General features: G+C 44.3%; 16 protein-coding genes and 1 riboswitch. Of the genes, 1 reads left to right on the top strand and 15 read right to left on the bottom strand.

Features of this window, described 5'->3' with window-relative positions; all coding sequences use genetic code 11:
* The 3 genes from fsa to AC6CIB_RS18605 form a co-directional block, all read right to left on the bottom strand.
* Complete coding sequence (fsa, locus tag AC6CIB_RS18615) at positions 1-642, bottom strand: fructose-6-phosphate aldolase (protein WP_148996329.1); 642 nt, start codon at positions 640-642, stop codon at positions 1-3.
* Positions 643-817: 175 nt separating this feature from the next.
* Positions 818-1,678 (bottom strand): class IIb fructose-bisphosphate aldolase FdaB, encoded by an 861-nt coding sequence (fdaB, locus tag AC6CIB_RS18610; protein WP_498283180.1) that lies wholly within the window; start codon positions 1,676-1,678, stop codon positions 818-820.
* A 180-nt stretch (positions 1,679-1,858) separates the two neighbouring features.
* A complete protein-coding gene (locus tag AC6CIB_RS18605; protein ID WP_044340566.1) occupies positions 1,859-2,221 on the bottom strand; it encodes a response regulator in 363 nt (120 codons plus the stop codon).
* A 204-nt stretch (positions 2,222-2,425) separates the two neighbouring features.
* On the opposite strand from AC6CIB_RS18605, the gene AC6CIB_RS18600 reads away from it, so the two are divergent.
* Positions 2,426-2,950 carry a DUF2529 domain-containing protein gene (locus AC6CIB_RS18600; RefSeq protein ID WP_498283178.1) on the top strand — a complete coding sequence of 175 codons (525 nt, stop codon included), beginning with the start codon at positions 2,426-2,428 and terminating at the stop codon, positions 2,948-2,950.
* A 282-nt stretch (positions 2,951-3,232) separates the two neighbouring features.
* On the opposite strand, the gene AC6CIB_RS18595 is transcribed toward AC6CIB_RS18600, so the two are convergent.
* From AC6CIB_RS18595 to AC6CIB_RS18540, 12 genes are all read right to left on the bottom strand, one after another.
* The gene (locus tag AC6CIB_RS18595; RefSeq protein ID WP_498283176.1) at positions 3,233-4,222 is read right to left on the bottom strand and encodes an ABC transporter permease; all 990 of its coding nucleotides are present in this window, start codon (positions 4,220-4,222) and stop codon (positions 3,233-3,235) included.
* The gene (locus AC6CIB_RS18590; protein ID WP_498283174.1) at positions 4,191-5,726 is read right to left on the bottom strand and encodes a sugar ABC transporter ATP-binding protein; all 1,536 of its coding nucleotides are present in this window, start codon (positions 5,724-5,726) and stop codon (positions 4,191-4,193) included. Before AC6CIB_RS18590 ends, AC6CIB_RS18595 begins: the two co-directional genes overlap by 32 nt.
* 16 nt (positions 5,727-5,742) lie before the next feature.
* Positions 5,743-6,828 carry a sugar ABC transporter substrate-binding protein gene (locus tag AC6CIB_RS18585; protein WP_498283172.1) on the bottom strand — a complete coding sequence of 362 codons (1,086 nt, stop codon included), beginning with the start codon at positions 6,826-6,828 and terminating at the stop codon, positions 5,743-5,745.
* A 95-nt stretch (positions 6,829-6,923) separates the two neighbouring features.
* Positions 6,924-7,030, bottom strand: a riboswitch (SAM riboswitch).
* Positions 7,031-7,451: 421 nt separating this feature from the next.
* Positions 7,452-9,056, bottom strand: coding sequence for a CTP synthase (pyrG, locus tag AC6CIB_RS18580; protein ID WP_498283170.1), 1,605 nt, complete (start codon positions 9,054-9,056; stop codon positions 7,452-7,454).
* A 495-nt stretch (positions 9,057-9,551) separates the two neighbouring features.
* Complete coding sequence (rpoE, locus tag AC6CIB_RS18575) at positions 9,552-10,115, bottom strand: DNA-directed RNA polymerase subunit delta (RefSeq protein ID WP_498283168.1); 564 nt, start codon at positions 10,113-10,115, stop codon at positions 9,552-9,554.
* Between the two features lie 160 nt (positions 10,116-10,275).
* Entirely contained in the window at positions 10,276-10,458 is a 183-nt protein-coding gene (locus AC6CIB_RS18570) for a hypothetical protein (RefSeq protein ID WP_498283166.1), read from the bottom strand.
* Between the two features lie 309 nt (positions 10,459-10,767).
* The gene (gene icmF, locus AC6CIB_RS18565) at positions 10,768-14,034 is read right to left on the bottom strand and encodes a fused isobutyryl-CoA mutase/GTPase IcmF (RefSeq protein ID WP_498283164.1); all 3,267 of its coding nucleotides are present in this window, start codon (positions 14,032-14,034) and stop codon (positions 10,768-10,770) included.
* Positions 14,031-14,684, bottom strand: a complete 654-nt coding sequence (locus AC6CIB_RS18560; RefSeq protein ID WP_498283162.1) for a TetR/AcrR family transcriptional regulator — start codon at positions 14,682-14,684, stop codon at positions 14,031-14,033. The genes icmF and AC6CIB_RS18560 overlap by 4 nt, the downstream gene beginning before the upstream one ends.
* 247 nt (positions 14,685-14,931) lie before the next feature.
* Positions 14,932-16,071: an acyl-CoA dehydrogenase gene (locus tag AC6CIB_RS18555; RefSeq protein WP_498283160.1), complete on the bottom strand. Its 1,140-nt coding sequence runs from the start codon at positions 16,069-16,071 to the stop codon at positions 14,932-14,934.
* 182 nt (positions 16,072-16,253) lie between these two features.
* Positions 16,254-17,390 carry an acyl-CoA dehydrogenase gene (locus AC6CIB_RS18550; protein WP_498283158.1) on the bottom strand — a complete coding sequence of 379 codons (1,137 nt, stop codon included), beginning with the start codon at positions 17,388-17,390 and terminating at the stop codon, positions 16,254-16,256.
* Positions 17,391-17,419: 29 nt separating this feature from the next.
* The gene (locus AC6CIB_RS18545) at positions 17,420-18,271 is read right to left on the bottom strand and encodes a 3-hydroxybutyryl-CoA dehydrogenase (protein ID WP_498283156.1); all 852 of its coding nucleotides are present in this window, start codon (positions 18,269-18,271) and stop codon (positions 17,420-17,422) included.
* A 237-nt stretch (positions 18,272-18,508) separates the two neighbouring features.
* Positions 18,509-19,696, bottom strand: coding sequence for an acetyl-CoA C-acetyltransferase (locus AC6CIB_RS18540; RefSeq protein ID WP_498283154.1), 1,188 nt, complete (start codon positions 19,694-19,696; stop codon positions 18,509-18,511).
* Positions 19,697-20,008 lie beyond the last annotated feature (312 nt).

Below are 20,008 nucleotides of genomic sequence, written 5' to 3'. Positions count from 1 at the left end.
CTAGCGGTTGTTCCAATCATTCAGGAATGCATCGATCCCTTTATCCGTAAGGGGATGCTGGAACAATTGCTTTAACACTTTTAGAGGAACTGTCGCAATATGAGCACCTCTTAAGGCAGCTTCTGTAATATGCTGTGGATGACGGGTCGATGCCGCGATGATTTCTGTTTCCAGGCCGTGAATCGCAAAGATTTCAGCGATTTTGGATACAAGTTCAAGACCATCATGACCGATATCATCTAATCTTCCTAAAAAAGGCGAAACATACGTCGCTCCAGCACGAGCCGCTAAAAGCGCCTGGTTCGCACTGAAAATCAGCGTGACATTTGTCTTAATTCCTTCTTTAGCAAAAGTAGATGTCGCTTTCAAGCCATCCGGAGTCATCGGAAGCTTCACTGTGATATTAGGCGCGATTTTCGCAAGCTCCCTACCCTCTTTGATCATTCCCTCAGCGTCTGTCGCGATGACTTCAGCGCTTACAGAACCAGGGACTAAATCTGTGATTTCTTTTAAACGATCTTCAAATGTTACGTTTTTTTCTTTCGCTACAAGCGACGGATTCGTTGTCACTCCTGAAAGAATACCCCATTCAAATGCTTCTTGAATTTCACTCATGTTTGCTGTATCTATGAAAAACTTCATGATCTCTACCCCTTTTTCGACAAAATTTTCAATCATCTTTTAATGAACGGAAGGGACTGACCCAAAAGGTATCAACCCTCTCCTGGTGCCAGTCCCGTTCTACAGTTTCATTCTTTTTCTACCACATTCGGAAAGCATGTAATCTATCATGAAGAACTTTCCAAACATTACCTATTTATTTAGCTTGGTTAGAAGAACCAAATTCGCGCATTTTGCCAGCAACTGTCGTTTTGATCGCTTCACGTGCCGGACCCATGTATTTACGTGGATCATATACTTCTGTGTCAGCTGCAAGTACTTCACGTACTGCTTTAGCAGAAGCAATTTGGTTTTCAGTGTTTACGTTGATTTTCGCTGTTCCGTAAGAAATCGCTTTTTGGATGTCTTTTGTCGGAATTCCAGTACCACCGTGAAGTACTAGAGGTACTCCAGTCGCCGCACCGATTTCTTCCATTTCTTTGAATCCAAGATTTGGTTCACCTTTGTAAGGACCGTGAACAGAACCAAGAGCAGGTGCAAGAGTATCGATACCAGTACGCTCTACTAATTCTTGACATTCTTTAGGATCTGCATAGATAACGCCATCTGCTACTACGTCATCCTCTTGTCCACCAACAGTTCCAAGCTCGGCTTCAACAGAAACACCTTTAGAGTGAGCATATTCAACCACTTTAGAAGTGATTTCAATGTTCTCCTCGAAAGGACCGTGAGAAGCGTCGATCATGACAGAAGTGAATCCTGCATCGATTGCTTCTTTACATTTATCATAGCTTGAACCGTGGTCTAAGTGAATCGCAACAGGTACTGTGATTTTTAAGTCTTCCATAAGACCTTCGACCATTTTCACAACTGTTTTGAAGCCGCTCATGTAACGTGCTGCCCCTTCAGAAACACCAAGGATGACAGGTGATTTTTCTTCTTCAGCAGCTTGTAGGATCGCTTGAGTGAACTCAAGGTTATTCAGGTTGAATTGACCTACTGCATAGCTGTTTTCTTTTGCTTGAATTAGCATGTCTTTCATTGAAACTAAAGGCATAGTAATTTCCTCCTTTTATTCAGTCAGTGAACCATTCTAGTAGAAATGGCGGTGTTATTTATAGCACCATGTGACATTGTTTACAATTTCACTTGTATCATACCAAAACAGAATTGATTTTACCAACTGCAGAGGCGATTTGATAAAAATACTACTATTTTCACTATTCAAATAATACTATTAAGCTGGAATATATTGTTTCACAGCCTGCCTGATGTCATCGATATCAAACGGTTTCGCAAAGTGAGTAAGCGCTCCCAAATCCTTTGCTTCCTGAATCATGTCCAGTTCTCCGTACGCAGTCATAATAATGACGCGGATATCTGCATCCTTCTGTTTCATTCTCTTTAAAATTTCGATCCCATCCATACCCGGAATCTTCATATCCAGCAAAACCAAATCAGGGGAATGCTTATCTACAATTTCAAGAGCCTGGATACCGTTCGCTGCCTGAAATGTTTGGTAGCCTTCCTTTTGTAACACTTCATTTAATAGAATTCTAATACCAAATTGATCGTCTACAATAAGAATTTTCTCGTTCATCCATCCCAATCCCCTTCATATTAAAGTAAATTATGTATTACTACACTAAATAACCGGCTAATAATTGTATATTTATTACTAATTCTCTTTTTACTGTAAAAAATCCTGCTTCTTATCAAGATTTTACTTAACACCTTTTTCCCCTTTATAATAAGCGTTACGATGACAAATGTCGAAGCTAAATATGTAAGGAGAGTTTATTCCATGATAAAAATGTTCACGACACAGTTAACTGGACTGTTCAAACGCATTTATGATAAGCAGGAATTCGAAATCGAAGACGGTGCCCGCCTGCTGGCCCAAGCCGCCATCGGACAAGGAAATATCTACATTAAGGGCTATGGGGAAATGGAAGCTGTCACAGCCGAGGCTATGTTTGGTGCTGAACCTCTTCCTTCCGCTAAAAGATACGATGGTTCTACCCGGCTGACGGAAGCTGATCGTGTATTAGTCGTCAGCCGGTTTTCTACGGATGAGGATGCTGTGAAATTAGGGAAAAAGTTGGCTGGTGAAGGTGTGCCATTCGTGGCTGTCTCTGGATTGATGGAGGGTGAAGAGAATCTGGTGGACTTAGCCGATGTTCACTTAGATACGAAAGTGATCAAGGGCATGCTGCCTGGTGATGAAATCGGTGAGCGTGTGAGCTTCCCTTCCAGCATGGCCGCGCTTTATCTCTATTTCGCCTTGGGGTTTGTGATCCGAGAGATGTTGGAGGAATATGAGGAGTAAGAGATGGATATAGAATTGGCCCGTTCCTGGTTGGGGATGGGTTTTTTTATTGGATTTGTTCTTAGTTACGTCCGTGAAATATGTCGTTTATTGTAGAACGGTCGATATCTTGAAAATACGGTTGATATAATGAAAGAACGGTTGATAAAACGATATAAAGGTCGATATATTAGAATGTTGGTTGATAATTCCTGATAACGGTTGATATCTTTTCTATGCCACCTGCTCATATTCCCACATTAAAAAGGAGAGCCCCAAAAGGCGACTCCCCCTTGAACAGCCTCAAGCCCCACGCACCTTCCTGGCATGCACATACGTCACTGCCAGTGCCAAAACCAATACGCTTCCTTTAATAATTTCAAATGCATAGTATGGTAGATTCATCATCGTCAATCCATTCAGCAGGACTCCGATTAAGGCTGCTCCAAAGAAGGTTCCGAGGATATTTGGTTTTCCTGCCCCCAAGACGGAAAAGCCGACAAACACAGCGGCGACTGCTTCCATCAGGAGAGGGGCACCGGCATCCATCTGTCCTGACCCGACCCGGGCCGTGAACAGGATTCCTCCAATCGATGCGAATATACCTGAGAGAACGTAGGCAATTAATTTCACCCTCGTCACTCTGACACCTGATAATCGTGACGCTTCCTCATTGCCTCCTGTCATATACAAAATGCGTCCCCACCTCGTGAAATGCATGATCACATAGACGATTCCGACCAACACGAGCATGATCCATACCGGTACCGGCAATCCGAGCCACTTTCCCTGGCCAATCCAGAGGAACGCTTCGGAAAATTCCCCCGGGGCCGTCCCACCAGTAGTCATCGGCATATTATTGTAGATCGAGTATCCTTCTGTATACGTTCGGTGAACACCTGAAATGATATACATGGCCCCTAATGTAGCAAGCAAATCCGGAATGCCAAACTTCACGATCAATAACGAATTGAATAACCCGACTCCCGCTCCCACCAATAATGGAACCAGGAGCACGATCCACAACGGAGCTTCATACCAGACCATCAAAGAAGCCGTCATAACGGTAGACAGGGATACCGTCGATCCCACTGATAAATCAAAGCCATCCACGACAAGGGTAAAGGTGACCCCAATGGCGACCAATGTGACGATGGAAATCGAGCGGAGAATGTCTGATAGATTTCCATATGTGAAGAAAAATGGGTTATATATGCTGAAAAATATAAGAATGGCAACCATCAAACAAATGGCTCCGTATTTAAATAGTAAGTCGAGTATCTTGCCTTTCATGCGTTTGGATCCCTCCTGAAGCATAAAACAATATGAATTCTTGAGTTGCTTCTTCTTTTGTCAGTTCTTTGACAATCCGGCCATCATACATGACGAGAATGCGGTCCGAGATCGCCAGAATTTCTTGTATTTCGCAGGAAAAGTAGAGAATGCCCTTCTCTTTTTCTGCAAGGGATTGAATCAGGGAGAAGATCTCCTTCTTCGCTCCCACGTCCACACCCTTCGTCGGTTCATCAAATAAAAACACCGAAGCTTCATCTGATAGCCATTTTCCGATTGAAACCTTTTGCTGATTTCCCCCACTTAAAAAGTTGGCTTGGATTCCTTCATGAGCGGTTTTAATTCCAAGGGATCGGATTTTTTCACGAGCCAGCTCACGTTCTTTTCTCCTATTGATCCATAACCAGTTGGAGACTCTTCTTAAAGAAGGGAAGCTCAGGTTATGCTGAACGGATTCATGAATAAACAATCCTTCTTTTCGTCTTTCTTCCGGAACAAGTGCCAAGCCATTCTGAACCGCATCTCGTGGAGAATGAATTCTGAACTTCTTTCCTTTCAGAAAATGGTCACCCGATTCTACTTGTGAGGCTCCAAATAAGGCTTTAGCAAGCTCGGTTTTTCCCGCTCCCACAAGTCCGACCACTCCGACTACTTCTCCTGCCTTGACGGATAAATGGATATCCTTCACCTTTTCTCGGTCTTCCAGCCCTCTCACTTCGTAAAGCGTTTCGCCGATTGGCAGCCTTTTTTTCTGAAACTCTTCTCTATAGGTTCCTCCGAGCATGGCTTCTATGATCTTCTGAGAGGTTGTTTGGTGTGTTCCGTACGTTCCCACCGTCTCCCCATCTCTCATGACTGTGATGCGATCGGAAAGCTGAAATACTTCAGGGAGCCTGTGAGAGATGAAGATGATCCCTACTCTCTCTTTCTTTAAATCTTCTATGACATGGAATAATTTTTCCGTCTCAGAAGAACTTAAAGGTGCCGTTGGTTCATCTAAAATCAATACTTTCGCTTTTTGAAGCAGACTCCTGGCAATGAGCACCAACTGCTTTTCAGCGAGACTTAAGTGTGACGCAGGCTGCCCGAGGGGTATTGCTTCTGCCCCAATTCGTCTGAGCGCTTCCAACGCTTCTTTCTTTAATGACTTTTTGGTAATAAAGAAGGAGCCTTTTTGTGAGAATTGATCAAGGACGATATTTTCTGCTACAGAAAGTTCAGGGACAATGGCAGTGTCCACCTCCTGATATACGCAATGAATGCCATGCTCCTTCGCTTCTTTCGGAGGTTGATAGTCTCTTTTCCCGGAGTGAAGGATGATGTCTCCGCTGTCCTGCACATAGGCTCCTGATAAAATCTTCATCAGCGTACTTTTACCTGCACCATTCGCCCCCAACAGAGCATGAACCTCTCCCTCTTTCACATCGAAGCTTGCAGTCTTTAGGGCTTTCACTCCTGAGAAGGTTTTATTGATATCAATCATTTCTAACAGTGGAGACGTCATCGCTTCTAACTCCTTTCTACTCTGTAAACGATCCTTCAAGCTTTTTCAATTCATCTGTATAACCTTGTTCACTTGCTCCCCAGCCCTCAACATGCTTGTGTAATTGATCTGTCGTGATCGTTTCTTCAGGCAATGCTTCCTTTTCAATAAATACCGGCTCAAGCTTTACTTTCTCAGGCGTTTCTTCCCCATTAAGCTTCTGATATAAGAAACGGACCTGCACGCGGCCAATATCTTTCGGGTCGACAGCTGCCGATGCTACCCACGGGCTTCCATCTTTTTGAATAATTTGCAGGTCTTCATCACTCATGTCGATTCCATATACTTTGATTTCATCTCTCCCTGCTGCTTCGATTGCCCGTACGGCGCCTTTCGCAAATTCATCCCAAGCAGCCCAGACAGCATCGATGTCACCTTTATTCGGGTACTGTTTCAAAATCGCCTCCATTTGAGCCTGGGTATCCAGTGCCGTATTCTGAGTAGCCGCTCCAAAGGCTGCCACCTCTTTAATATCAGGATTTTTTTCTAAAAAATCCTGATAGGCTACTTGGCGTCTTTCCATCGGGGCAAAGCCTGCAACCCAAATCTTCACGATTTCACCTTTGCCGCCAAGCTCATCTGAAAGCTTCGTCAAGGTTTGTTCCGCCATTTGCTGGTCCCCCTGTTCGAGCACCGTCACCTCTTCTGAAGCAACATCCGCATCAAACACGACAACCGGAATGTTTTGTTCCTTCGCCTTTTCTACTCCTGATTGCAGTGCTTCTTTCGTCCCATGATCGATGAGGATCCCATCAAACTTTTGATTGATGGCTGCATCCAGGTTAGAAGACATTTTTGCCAGGTCTCCTTCAGACGTAAATACTTGAACCTTTCCACCAAACTTCTCTACCTGCTCTTTGACACCTTCTATGTATTGAGCGGAAAATGTCCCTAAATTGATTTGCATAATAAGTGCGATCTTTTTATTGGCTAATGGATGATCAGAAGTCGCTTCCTTCTTTTCTCCACTCTCCGCGCCAGCCTCCTGGGATACCTTTGGCTGACAAGCTGCTAAACTGAAAATAAGTACGAGTAATACGAGTAATGATGTCGTTTTTTTCATCTTTCTTTTCTCCTCCCGAGGTGATATGCCTCAATTTTTCAAATAAAAAAACCCCTTTTCCCAAGAGAAAAGAGGTTTATGTATAAATAAACGTACTCTTATCACTCAGGAAATTCTTCCTGCAGGTCTTAGCACCTTTCCGTGTGTACGGTAGGTTGCCGGGCGTCATCGGGCCAGTCCCTCTGCCAACTCTTTATAAGAGATTATGAAATTTGGTATAGTTCGCATGCGCTATAAACGATATGTTAACGATATGTGGGAATATTGTCAATATTCTTTTTAGGGAATTTTCTAGATGGGAGTAAGGAGGAGAATCGCGAAATTTGTCGTTAGTTGTAGAACGGTCGCCTGAAAATTAGGTTGATATATTGAAAATACGGTTGATAAATCCGATTAACGGTCGATAAATTTGAATTTCGGTTGATAAATCTCAATAACTGTCGATAAACTCCAATTCCCCTTAAAAAACAGCCACCCACACCCATTTCATGACTCTAACCAGCCATCATAAGTGTATACTTCCCGCTCAAAGCATCCATTTCCTACCCGTCGACAAATTCCGCACCCTATAAAACAAAAAAACCGCCCTCCCAAACCAGGGAGAGCAGTTCCAAAATCAAATCTTATTTCTCACCATACGCCAGTGATGCTTCCACGAAGTCTCTAAATAGAGGCTGCGGGCGTGTCGGGCGTGATGTGAATTCAGGGTGGAATTGAGACGCGACGAACCATGGGTGGTCGCTTAGCTCGATGATTTCCACAAGACGGCCATCAGGACTAGTGCCTGAGAAGATGAAGCCGGCTTTTTCCATTTGCTCGCGGTAGTGATTGTTGAATTCGAAGCGGTGACGGTGACGCTCGTAAACCACTTCTCCATCATAAGCTGCATAGGCTTTTGAACCTTTTGTCAGCTTACATGGGTATAGTCCAAGGCGCAGTGTCCCGCCAAGGTCTTCGATGTCCTTTTGTTCCGGTAACAGGTCGATGACCGGGTATGGTGTATCAGGGTTCAACTCCGCAGAGTGAGCTCCATCCAATCCAAGGACATTACGTGCATATTCTACAGACGCAAGCTGCATTCCAAGGCAGATTCCAAGGAAAGGAATCTTGTTTTCACGGGCATATTGAGTCGCAGCGATTTTCCCCTCTACCCCACGGTCACCGAAACCGCCTGGTACAAGGATTCCATCTACGTCTGCCAGTTTTTCTGCTACGTTTTCTTTGTCGACAAGCTCAGAGTTCAACCATCTTACTTCAATGTCACTATCGAAATGATATCCGGCGTGACGAAGGGCTTCCACTACTGAGATATACGCATCTTGTAATTCAACATATTTCCCTACGAGGGCGATCGTTGTTTTACGGGAAAGATTTTTCACACGATCAACAAGCTCATTCCACTCGGTCATATCTGCTTCATGGCAGTTCAGCTTTAAATGCTGACATGTGATTTCATCAAGCTTTTGATCCTGAAGCGCAAGTGGTATAGAGTATAGTGTGTCTGCGTCCATTGCTTCGATTACAGCATGTTTATCGATATCACAGAATAACGCGATTTTGTCTTTCATGTCCTGAGTCATTGGCATTTCTGTACGTACAACGATGACATTTGGCTGGATACCAAGACTGCGAAGCTCTTTTACGCTGTGCTGAGTCGGTTTCGTTTTCATTTCACCCGCTGCTTTGATGTAAGGTACAAGAGTACAGTGGATGTACATCACATTGTCACGGCCTACGTCGCTTTTGATCTGGCGAATCGCTTCAAGGAATGGCAGAGATTCGATATCCCCTACCGTTCCACCGATTTCCGTGATCACGACATCTGAATTCGTCTCACGTCCAGCGCGGTATACGCGTTCTTTGATTTCGTTTGTGATGTGTGGAATAACTTGTACAGTACCACCAAGATAATCACCACGACGTTCTTTTTTCAGTACAGTTGAATAGATTTTCCCCGTTGTGACAGAGCTGTATTTCGTTAGGTTAATATCAACGAAACGCTCATAGTGACCTAAGTCAAGATCCGTTTCCGCACCATCATCTGTTACGAACACTTCACCGTGCTGATAGGGACTCATTGTTCCCGGATCCAAATTGATGTATGGATCGAACTTCTGGATCGTGACACTCACTCCACGGTTTTTCAATAGTCTTCCAAGGGACGCTGCTGTGATCCCTTTCCCTAGTGACGACACTACGCCGCCTGTTACGAAAATATACTTAGTCATGTATATGTCCCCCTTCAAAGTAAGTTTGGTTCAAAAAAAGTAGAGGGTGTCTCCTATGTAGGTATGTCATGAATTTATCTTGTTCAAAGAAGGACAAGTCCATTCTCTTAAAATAAATTCATCTGCATAAACCAGCTAAAAGACAGCCTCTTATTATCAATATACATAAAAATGTAAGGGGTCTTAAAGAATCGATCCGCCACACATAAAGGAATAGACAATACCCTATTACGTCAAAGCTTACTTCTTATAAAATAAAAAAAGCCCCACTTACAAACATGTAAGGGGAGCGTTGTATACGTAATTCGTCCTTTTTTAAGGAGCCCAAATAAAATACTACCTTCCTCAAAGAAAGAAGTCAAGCATAGAATGATGAGGGAATTTTCAATCAATAGTATCACCTGATGCACAAGGCTCGAGACCATAAAAAAACCTATCAAAAAGGCAAAAAGCCTCCTTTTGATAGGTTCGTCTGATCCTTATAAGAATTAAAGTTTATTTATCGTCCTTTTCCTCATCAAGATCTTCTTCTTCTTCGTTTTCGTCTTCATCGAATTCATCGATTTCAAGTTCTTCCTCGTCTTCATCGATGTCCAGATCTTCATCTGCATCGGCGTCAACGGCATCTACATCGTCGTCATCTGTCAGATCATCGTCATCGTCCGTGTCATCAAGATCATCATAATCAAGATCTTCATCGTCCAGATCCTCGAAATCTTCAAGATCTAAATCTTCATCGTCTTTCTTCTTCGCTTTTTTCTTTTTGCTGGATTTCATCGTTGGAACGGTTTCTTCCTCGATTTGATCCACCGGATACCATTCTCTTAATCCCCAACTGTTATCGCCCATGGCAATAAAACGTCCCTCGACATTAAGATCCGTGTAGAATTGAAGTAAGCGGCTGCGAACCTCTTTTTCAGAGATTCCAAGCAAACCTTTAATTTCTTTGACTACGTCTTCGAAAGGCATCGCTTTCTTTTTCTCTGTTAAAATCTCATGTGCCAACTCAATGAATGATGTTTGACGTAATTCTTCTTTGGATAACTGCTTAAGACTCAATTAACGCACTTCCTTTCTCTATTTCACACTCTACTAAGTAGAGTAAAAAAGGGCAAAAATTCTCCATTATCAATTTTAACCATATTCATCATTATAAACAATAGAAAAGACTTTATGCTATACCTATCTGGTTTTTCTTGCATTTTTTTCACAACAGGTGTCAGGAGGATCTGCCACTTTCCCATTTCTCTTCTTTTTCACCGTTTCGAATCACACGGAACGCTTCATAGAAAAGATAGAAAGAGAGTAGAAAAAAAGGAATCGCTCCTAATTGCAAGTGATATAGAAGTACTGCAGCAAATATGATGATGGTTAATAGTATATAACGAAAAATAGTCTTCACAGTCTCACATCCAAACGTATATATCGTTCTTACCCTCTCACTTATCTGACAATTCTCATTATATAGGAAATGATACCCGACTACTATTAAGATCGTGTTAAAAATTGGTTGATTTTGTTTAAAGGATAGACTGTTTTTGGACTTTTTAAACTTGTTGGGTTTACTTTTATCATTTTTCAACAGACATGCGTTGTCCAGGATGCTCGCTTTCCGCGGGGTGGGCGGTGAGACTCCTCGCACCTATGAATATGCCCAATTAGAAAAAGAGACCACTGCATCCCCACAGTAGTCTCATCTTCTTCTTGGTTGTTACATATTTCGACGGTACTGCCCGCCAACCTCATATAGGGAGCGTGTAATTTGGCCAAGACTGGCTACTTTCACCGTTTCCATCAGTTCTTCAAAGATGTTTCCTCCGCCTACGGCTGCTTGTTTTAAGCGGATCAGGGCTTCTTCGGATTGATCTTTGTGCTGTGATTGGAAGTCTTGCAGATTTTGAATTTGTGTTTCTTTTTCTTCCTTCGTTGCACGTGCAAGTTCCATGCTGTCCATTTGTTCCTCTGAAGGTGGAGTTGGATTCAGGTACGTGTTCACTCCCACGATCGGAAGTTCCCCGGAATGCTTTTTCATTTCGTAGTACATGGATTCCTCTTGGATTTTCCCTCGTTGATACTGGGTTTCCATCGATCCGAGTACACCGCCTCGATCATTTAGGCGATCAAATTCTGTCAGAACCATTTCCTCCACTAGATCGGTCAGTTCTTCTGCGATGAACGATCCTTGAAGCGGATTTTCATTTTTCGATAATCCGTGTTCTTTCGTAATGATCATCTGAATTGCCATGGCACGGCGGACCGATTCCTCTGTAGGTGTCGTGATAGCTTCATCATAGGCATTGGTATGCAGGGAGTTACAGTTATCCTGCAGGGCCATCAAGGCTTGAAGTGTAGTACGGATATCGTTAAAGTCAATCTCCTGGGCATGAAGAGAGCGGCCCGATGTTTGAATATGATACTTCAACTTTTGACTTCTCTCATTTGCGCCGTATTTATCACGCATCACCGTTGACCAAATGCGACGAGCCACACGGCCGATCACTGTATACTCGGGGTCCAGACCATTCGAGAAGAAGAACGATAAGTTTGGTGCAAACGCATTGATGTCCATTCCGCGACTTAAATAGTATTCAACGTAAGTAAACCCGTTCGCCAATGTGAAGGCAAGCTGTGAAATCGGATTGGCTCCCGCTTCTGCAATATGGTAGCCGGAAATCGATACAGAGTAATAGTTTCGTACTTTATGATCGATGAAGTACTGCTGGATGTCACCCATCATGCGAAGAGCAAATTCAGTCGAGAAGATACAAGTATTTTGTCCTTGATCTTCTTTTAAAATATCTGCCTGCACCGTACCACGGACGACTTGAAGGGTTTGTTCTTTCACTTCAATATATTCTTCCACCGTCAGTACACGGTTAAGCTCTTCTTCTTTCATGCGGATCTGCTGATCGATCGCCGTATTCATATACATGGCAAGGATGATCGGTGCCGGACCATTGATCGTCATAGATACCGACGTAGAAGGCGCACATAGATCAAAGCCAGCGTATAGCTTCTTCATGTCTTCAAGTGTACAGATGCTCACTCCGCTCTCCCCGACTTTTCCGTATATGTCAGGGCGGTGATCCGGATCTTCACCGTATAATGTTACAGAGTCAAAGGCTGTACTCAGGCGTTTCGCATCATCATCCTTAGATAGATAATGGAAACGGCGATTCGTCCGTTCAGGTGTGCCTTCTCCGGCAAACTGACGCTTCGGATCTTCCCCTTTTCGTTTAAAAGGAAACACTCCTGCTGTGTATGGGAACGATCCTGGAACATTCTCTTTGTATACCCAATCCAGAATCTGTCCGTAGTCTTTGTATTTTGGAAGGGCCACCTTCGGAATATTAAGTCCCGATAAGCTCTTTGTCTTTAATTCAGTGACGATTTCTTTATCACGGATTTTTGTGATGAATTGATCTTTGCTGTAGGTCTCTTTTAACCCATCCCATTTTTGTAAAATCTGTTTCGACTCAGCTGTTAACTTGTTTTCGAGTTCTTCTTTCAACGTCTGAAGGGATGTGACGACCCCATCATTCGTTTCCTTTTCGTTAACGGCTTCGATTGCTCCTTCCAATTGGAACAATCTGCGGGCAAGGTTCACCTGCTCCTCGGCTTTTTTATGATAGTTCCGGACCGTTTCCGCAATCTCACGCAGATAGTAACGGCGATTGTTTGGAATGATGACGTTTTGCTTTTCCACATCCACGTCTTTGGAGAAGCTTGTTTTCCAATCCAGTTCCATTTTATTGTTCACGGTTTCCACGATCGCAGCAAATAATGCATTCGTACCTGGATCGTTGAACTGACTGGCGATCGTTCCGTATACCGGCATGTCATCTAAGTCTTTATCAAAAAGCAAGTGGCTGCGCTGATACTGCTTTTGGACCTGGCGTCTTGCATCCTCTGAGCCTTTGCGCTCAAATTTATTGATGACAATTAGGTCGGCAAAATCAATCATATCGATTTTCTCAAGCTGGGACGGAGCACCGAACTCACTTGTCATGACATACATGGACATATCACAGATTTCAGCGATTTCCGCATCCCCCTGACCGATCCCGCTCGTTTCAACGACGATCAGGTCATAGCCTGCCGCTTTGACAACATTGATGGCATCCTTGATGGCCAGTGAAAGCTCTGTTTTCGACCCACGGGTAGCAAGACTTCGCATATAGACGCGAGGATTGAAGATGGCGTTCATACGAATGCGGTCCCCAAGAAGGGCTCCGCCTGTTTTTTGTTTCGTAGGATCGATGGATAGTATCGCGATCTTCTTTTCAGGAAGCTCGTTGATAAAACGACGGATCAGCTCATCCGTCAAAGAACTCTTCCCTGCTCCACCCGTTCCAGTGATCCCTAGAACAGGTACTTTTTTCGCTAAGTTCTTTATTTCAGAAAAAACGGTTTGTACTGTCGCTGCCACTTCTTCATTCGCTCCGACTTGATACTCGGCAAGTGAAATCAGCTTCGAAACCGTGTTCACATTTCCAGTCGAAAGCTTTTCAACCTCTTGATTCACGTTTCCCTTGATCGTCGGGAAATCACACTCTTCAATCATGTTGTTGATCATTCCTTGAAGACCATGCTTTCGACCGTCTTCTGGTGAAAAGATGCGGGCAATCCCGTATTCGTGCAGCTCCTTGATTTCACGTGGGATTATGACTCCCCCACCCCCGCCATAAATGCGGATATGAGAAGCTCCTCTTTCTTTTAAAAGGTCGTACATGTATTTGAAATATTCAACATGTCCTCCCTGATAGGACGAAATTGCGATTCCCTGTACATCCTCCTGAATCGCAGCATTGACGACTTCCTCCACGGAGCGGTTATGTCCTAAATGGATAACCTCTGCCCCACTTGCCTGGATAATCCGACGCATTATGTTGATCGACGCATCATGTCCGTCAAACAGACTCGAAGCCGTTACAAAACGAACATGGTGCTTTGGTTTATAAATTTCAACCGTGCTCATATTACTCCCCCTGTTCTCCCTTGTTTTTCAAACCCTATGACGCCTGCAAAAGTGAGTTCGATTTGAAGGTTGATGTATTCATCGAGTGTAAAACGCTTCTGCAGTGCCCAACGACGGAATCCCCACATCTGTCCTTGGACGAATACATTTTGAGCCAGCATATGGATCTGATCTTCATCAAGCTCAAGCTTTCCACTCTGGACACAACCTATGATGAGGCCCTCCACCATCCCCACCATTTCAAGTTCTTTACGCAGTACATATGGAAGGGCGTCCTTCGATAAAGATTTCGCCTCCTGATACATGACGAGGACTTCATCCTGCATCCGGTCCATCACTTTAAAATAATGAGCGATGCCGAGCCTTAAGCTCTCCAGTGTCCCTTTTCCGACATCCAGCTCCTCAAGCTCCAATCGAACCTGCTCATAAATGCTGTCACACACTAAATATAAGACATCTTCCTTTGTTCGAATATATTCATATAGCGTTCCGATACTGAATCCGGCGGCCTTTGCGATCTCTCTAGTCGTGGTGCGATGAAATCCCTTTTGTTTAAATAGAGAGACGGCCCCACGAATCATCTGATCACGCCGCTTTTCTACTAAACGCTCATCCTTAACCGAAGCATGAACTTCCCTCTTCTTATTCAAAACAACCGACCGCCTTTTCTATCCGATTCTCCCATTGACCCCATTCCAAGACCAATCTGCCTCATCCCCCAACAAAGCAGATACCAATCTATCTCTCTAATCACATAGCTATTCAAACCGGGTCTGGCACCCTTAAGAAGCTTCCAATGATACAAACCCCTTCACGCCACGAAGCAAAGTAGAAACCATCAGGGACTGACACGCTTCAGGACTATCAAGAGATCCTCTTCAAAAAAAACACATTCAATTACTTCGTCACCATCCGGGAAATAACCAACCTCTGAATCTCCTGCGTCCCCTCATAAATCTGCGTAATCTTCGCATCACGCATATAACGCTCTACAGGATAGTCTTTTGTATAACCATATCCACCAAAAATTTGAACCGCTTCTGTTGTCACTTTCATCGCTGTATCCCCGGCCATCAGCTTCGACATCGCCGATTCTTTTCCGTACGGAAGACCTTCTGACTCTAACCATGCAGCTTGATAGGTTAATAGACGGGAAGCTTCGATGGACGTCGCCATATCGGCAATCTTGAATGAAATTCCTTGGTTCGCTGCAATCGGCTTCCCGAATTGTACACGCTCTTTTGCATACTCTACAGACGCATCAAGGGCTCCTTGAGCAATCCCCACCGCCTGAGCAGCAATTCCGTTACGACCGCCATCAAGTGTCATCATGGCAATCTTGAATCCATCGCCTTCGTTCCCAAGCATGTTTTCTTTCGGTACCTTACAATCTTCAAACACGATCTCAGTCGTTGGAGATGAACGAATCCCCAGCTTCTTCTCTTTCTTCCCTACAGAGAATCCATCAAATTCTTTCTCTACGATGAACGCACTCGTTCCACGTTGGCGCTGAGAAGGGTCTGTCAAAGCAAATACGATGTACGTATCGGCGATTCCACCATTCGTGATGAAAATTTTAGAGCCGTTCAATACGTAGTGATCACCTTCTAAACGAGCTGTTGTTTTCATACCGCCAGCATCCGATCCTGAACCCGGCTCAGTCAGTCCGTAAGCCCCGATTTTTTCACCTTGTGCCATTGGACGAAGGTACTTCTGCTTTTGCTCTTCTGTACCAAATTTATATACGGGCCAGCCTGCTAAAGAAGTATGAGCTGAAAGAGTCACTCCCGTGGACGCACACACTCTTGATAGCTCTTCAACGGCGATACAGTATGCGAGGTAGTCACTCCCGATTCCACCGTACTCTTCCGGCCATGGAATCCCCGTTAACCCAAGCTCAGCCATCTTCTTAAACAAATCCATATCAAAGCGCTCTTCCTCATCACGCTCAGCAGCAGTCGGTGCCACCTCATTCCGCGCAAAATCACGCACCATCTTACGTATCATTTCATGCTCTTCCGATAACTTAAAATTCATCTCAATTCCCCCATATCTAAAATGTATTACAGACCAGATCTGGCACCCTCACGAGACAGGCGATAAAAAGAACTCTCCTTTACGCCACTAAGAATCGCAATCAAGATAAGGTGCCTGACACGCTCAGAATGTATGAACTAAAACACTCCTCCAAGATTTCAACCCAAACTTCATTCGTCACACTAAACCAACAAATTCTTCCCAATCACCATTCTCTGAATCTCACTTGTACCCTCATAAATCTCCGTCACCTTCGCATCACGGAACAAACGCTCAACCGGATATTCTTTCGTATAGCCATATCCACCGTAAACTTGGATCGCCTCTGTAGAGACTTCCACCGCTGTTTTCGAAGCAAAGAGCTTTGCCATGCTGGCTTCTTTCCCACAAGATATATTGTTCGAACGAAGATTGGCAGCGCGGTACACAAGAAGCTTCGATCCTTCAACAGCCGTCGCCATATCAGCCAGCTTGAATCCAATCCCCTGTTGGGCTGCGATCGGCTTACCGAATTGTACGCGCTCTTTGGCATAAGCGGTTGAATAGTCGAAAGCCGCTTCAGCGATTCCTAATGCTTGTGCTCCGATCCCGATCCTTCCGACATCGAGATTCGCCATGGCAATTTTGAAGCCTTCCCCTTCTTGACCAAGAAGGCTTTCAGCCGGGACTTTCATATCTTCAAAGGTCAACTGAACTGTTCTCGAACCATGGAGACCCATTTTATGTTCGTCTTTTCCAATCACAAGACCCGGTGTATCTTTCTCTACGATAAAGGCTGATACTCCCCGGCTCCCTTTTGACGGGTCCGTTGCGGCAAAGACAATATAGGTATCCGCTTCGCCACCATTTGTAATAAAGACTTTTGATCCATTTAAAACGTAGTGATCGTCACGTCTTTCGGCTTTCGTTTTCAAGCTTTTCGCATCCGACCCTGCACTAGGTTCCGTTAGGCAGAAAGCGCCTAAATATTCCCCAGTCGCAAGCTTAGGAAGGTACTTTTGTTTCTGATCTTCGTTTCCGAAATATAGAATCGGATTGGTTCCTACTGAAGTATGCACAGACAGAATTACACCGATGGTTGCGCTTACTTTAGACAGCTCATGAATAGCAATGATATAGGATGTGAAATCCATTTCAGAGCCGCCATATTTCTCAGGAATCGTGATTCCCATCAAGCCAAGTTCCCCCATTTTATTTAGAATCTCTCTCGGGAATAGTCCTTCTTCCATCTTCTCTATATACGGCTGGATTTCCATTTCTGCAAAATCCCGTACCATCTTTCTCATCATCTGTTGCTCTTCCGTGAATCGTAACTCCATGAATGGTTCCTCCCTGATGTTCGTCGTTATTACTCGTATGAATAGAAACCGCGGCCTGTTTTACGTCCCAACCAGCCTGCTTTCACATATTTTCTAAGTAGCGGACATGGGCGATATTTGTCATCACCAAAGCCTTCGTGCAGTGTTTCCATGATGTATAGGCAGGTATCAAGCCCGATGAAGTCTGCGAGAGTAAGAGGACCCATTGGATGATTCATACCGAGCTTCATCACTTCATCAATCGCCTCTTTACTCGCCACCCCTTCATACAGCGTGTAGATCGCTTCGTTGATCATCGGCATAAGGATACGATTTGAGACGAATCCAGGAAAGTCCTCTACTTCAACAGGTACTTTATGGAGGGATTTCGTCATGTCTTCGATCACTTGATACACTTCATCCGTCGTCGCAAGCCCGCGAATGATTTCAACCAACTTCATGATCGGTACAGGGTTCATAAAATGCATTCCGATCACTTGCTGGGGCCGATTAGTCGCTGCAGCGATTTCTGTAATCGGAAGTGAAGAAGTGTTAGAAGCAAGGATCGTGTGCTTTGGTGCAATCTCATCTAGTTGAGCAAAGATTTTTGTTTTGATATCCATGTTTTCAACCGCTGCCTCGATGACAAGGTCTACTTGCTTCGCGTCGTGAATATCGGTTGAAGCCGTTAAACGGTTCACTGTAGCTGCTTTTTCTTCTTCTGACATTCTTCCTTTTTCAACGGAGCGCGTCAGGTTCTTTGTGATCACGCCGATTCCCTTTTGTACAAATTCTGTTTTCAGATCGTTCAGGTAGACGTCGAATCCTGCCTGCGCACACACTTGAGCGATCCCTGAGCCCATTTGTCCTGCCCCGATGACCATTACTTTTTTGATGTTCATTATATTCTCCCCTTTGTTATAGCTAACACTAGTAATCTAGTTAGTTTAGTTTGAAGTTGGATCTGTGTTGTTCAGCTGCTGATTTATTTCGAAAATTCAGCAGCTGAACCCTTATAGTGGCTGGTATACCATACAAGCAAACCTGCGCCTGGCAACTTTGTACCTGGTACATTTCGTTCTTTTTGTACCTGGTACAATCAACCCACTTTGTACCTGGTACAACACTCTCCTACCCTTCTACTGCTTCGCCACCTCAATCATGATCGCATCCCCTTGACCGCCTCCGCTGCAGATCGATGCAATTCCTACACCGCCTCCGCGACGCTTCAGTTCGTATGCCAGTGTCAAAATGATACGCGCTCCGCTTGCTCCAATCGGATGACCAAGGGCGACTGCTCCACCGTTTACATTGACTTTTTCCGGATCTAACCCGGCGATTTTCCCACTTGTCAGGGCAACAGCAGCGAATGCTTCGTTAATTTCAAACAGGTCGATTTCTTCAAGTGATTTGCCCGTTTTCTTCAGCAGTTCATTGATGACGAGTCCCGGTGTTTGCGGGAAGTCCTTCGCTTCAACGGCAATTGCTGTATGTCCAAGGATGGTGGCTAACGGCTGCTTCCCTTCTTTTGTGGCTCTCTCTTCACTCATGAGTATCATGGCAGCCGCTCCATCATTGACCCCTGGTGCGTTCCCTGCTGTGATCGTTCCTTCTGATCCGAAGACAGGGCTTAATTTGGACAGAGCTTCGATGGACGTTTCTTTTCGCGGGGCTTCATCTTTATTGACTACTACTGGTTCCCCTCTACGCTGTGGTACTTCCACCGCGACGATTTCTTCACCCAGAATACCTGCATCTGTCGCTTTCAGAGCGCGTTCATGGCTTCTAAGTGCCCACCCGTCCTGCTCTTCTCTTGATAGTTCAAATTCCTTCGCTGTCTCATTTCCGTACGTACCCATATGGACATTGTTGAAGCTGCACGTCAATCCGTCATGAACCATTAAGTCCTTCACTTGGGAATCACCCATCTTGAATCCCCAGCGAGCTTTCGGAAGGATGTACGGTGCATTTGACATGGATTCCATTCCGCCAGCCACGATGACTTCCCCGTCACCTGCACGGATGATTTGGTCACCCATTGTCACACTGCGCATTCCTGAAGCACATACTTTGTTGATGGTTTCTGTTTTGACGTTCCACGGTAATCCGGCATGACGGGATGCTTGTCGGGAAGGGATCTGTCCCTGCCCCCCTTGTAAAACAGATCCAAGGATCACTTCTTCTACCTCTTCACCATTTATGCCTGATCGTTTCAGGGCTTCCTTCACAGCAAAACCGCCAAGCTCTGAAGCTGTAAAACTGCTTAAGCTTCCACCAAATTTACCGAATGGCGTTCTCGCACCATCTAAAATAACCGTTTTTCCCATCTCAATCGCTCTCCTTTATATCTGAATGATTTGATTCGACAAAAACAAATTGTATACGCTTTCAACTGTTCTTAAAAAAATAGGACTCCCTTTTATTCGACTGAACGCTCGCTCAACCATTCCCCAAAAGAGAAGGGACAGTTTTTGTCCCTTATATAGCTTTATTGTACTTCATATTCGGTTAGAACGTAATGATTTTTTAGAAAGTTTTTATTTTTCTATTAAATATATTATTGTAGAAAAAAGAGACTTTAGTTTTTATAAAGTAGCTTATTAAAACAGCCCAATCTCAGAAAGTTGATTGAAGCGGAA

It is taken from the genome of Rossellomorea sp. GQ25 (genome assembly GCF_059758515.1).
Note: the sequence above shows the minus strand (reverse complement) of the source record. Positions and strands in the feature narration are given on the sequence as shown.

Bases quoted from the DNA above. Each gene is read 5' to 3' on its own strand.
- fsa (WP_148996329.1), bottom strand. From the start codon at position 642: ATGAAGTTTTTCATAGATACAGCAAACATGAGTGAAATTCAAGAAGCA.
- fdaB (WP_498283180.1), bottom strand. From the start codon at position 1,678: ATGCCTTTAGTTTCAATGAAAGACATGCTAATTCAAGCAAAAGAAAAC.
- AC6CIB_RS18605 (WP_044340566.1), bottom strand. From the start codon at position 2,221: ATGAACGAGAAAATTCTTATTGTAGACGATCAATTTGGTATTAGAATT.
- AC6CIB_RS18600 (WP_498283178.1), top strand. From the start codon at position 2,426: ATGATAAAAATGTTCACGACACAGTTAACTGGACTGTTCAAACGCATT.
- AC6CIB_RS18595 (WP_498283176.1), bottom strand. From the start codon at position 4,222: ATGAAAGGCAAGATACTCGACTTACTATTTAAATACGGAGCCATTTGT.
- AC6CIB_RS18590 (WP_498283174.1), bottom strand. From the start codon at position 5,726: ATGACGTCTCCACTGTTAGAAATGATTGATATCAATAAAACCTTCTCA.
- AC6CIB_RS18585 (WP_498283172.1), bottom strand. From the start codon at position 6,828: ATGAAAAAAACGACATCATTACTCGTATTACTCGTACTTATTTTCAGT.
- pyrG (WP_498283170.1), bottom strand. From the start codon at position 9,056: ATGACTAAGTATATTTTCGTAACAGGCGGCGTAGTGTCGTCACTAGGG.
- icmF (WP_498283164.1), bottom strand. From the start codon at position 14,034: ATGAGCACGGTTGAAATTTATAAACCAAAGCACCATGTTCGTTTTGTA.
- AC6CIB_RS18555 (WP_498283160.1), bottom strand. From the start codon at position 16,071: ATGAATTTTAAGTTATCGGAAGAGCATGAAATGATACGTAAGATGGTG.
- AC6CIB_RS18550 (WP_498283158.1), bottom strand. From the start codon at position 17,390: ATGGAGTTACGATTCACGGAAGAGCAACAGATGATGAGAAAGATGGTA.
- AC6CIB_RS18545 (WP_498283156.1), bottom strand. From the start codon at position 18,271: ATGAACATCAAAAAAGTAATGGTCATCGGGGCAGGACAAATGGGCTCA.
- AC6CIB_RS18540 (WP_498283154.1), bottom strand. From the start codon at position 19,696: ATGGGAAAAACGGTTATTTTAGATGGTGCGAGAACGCCATTCGGTAAA.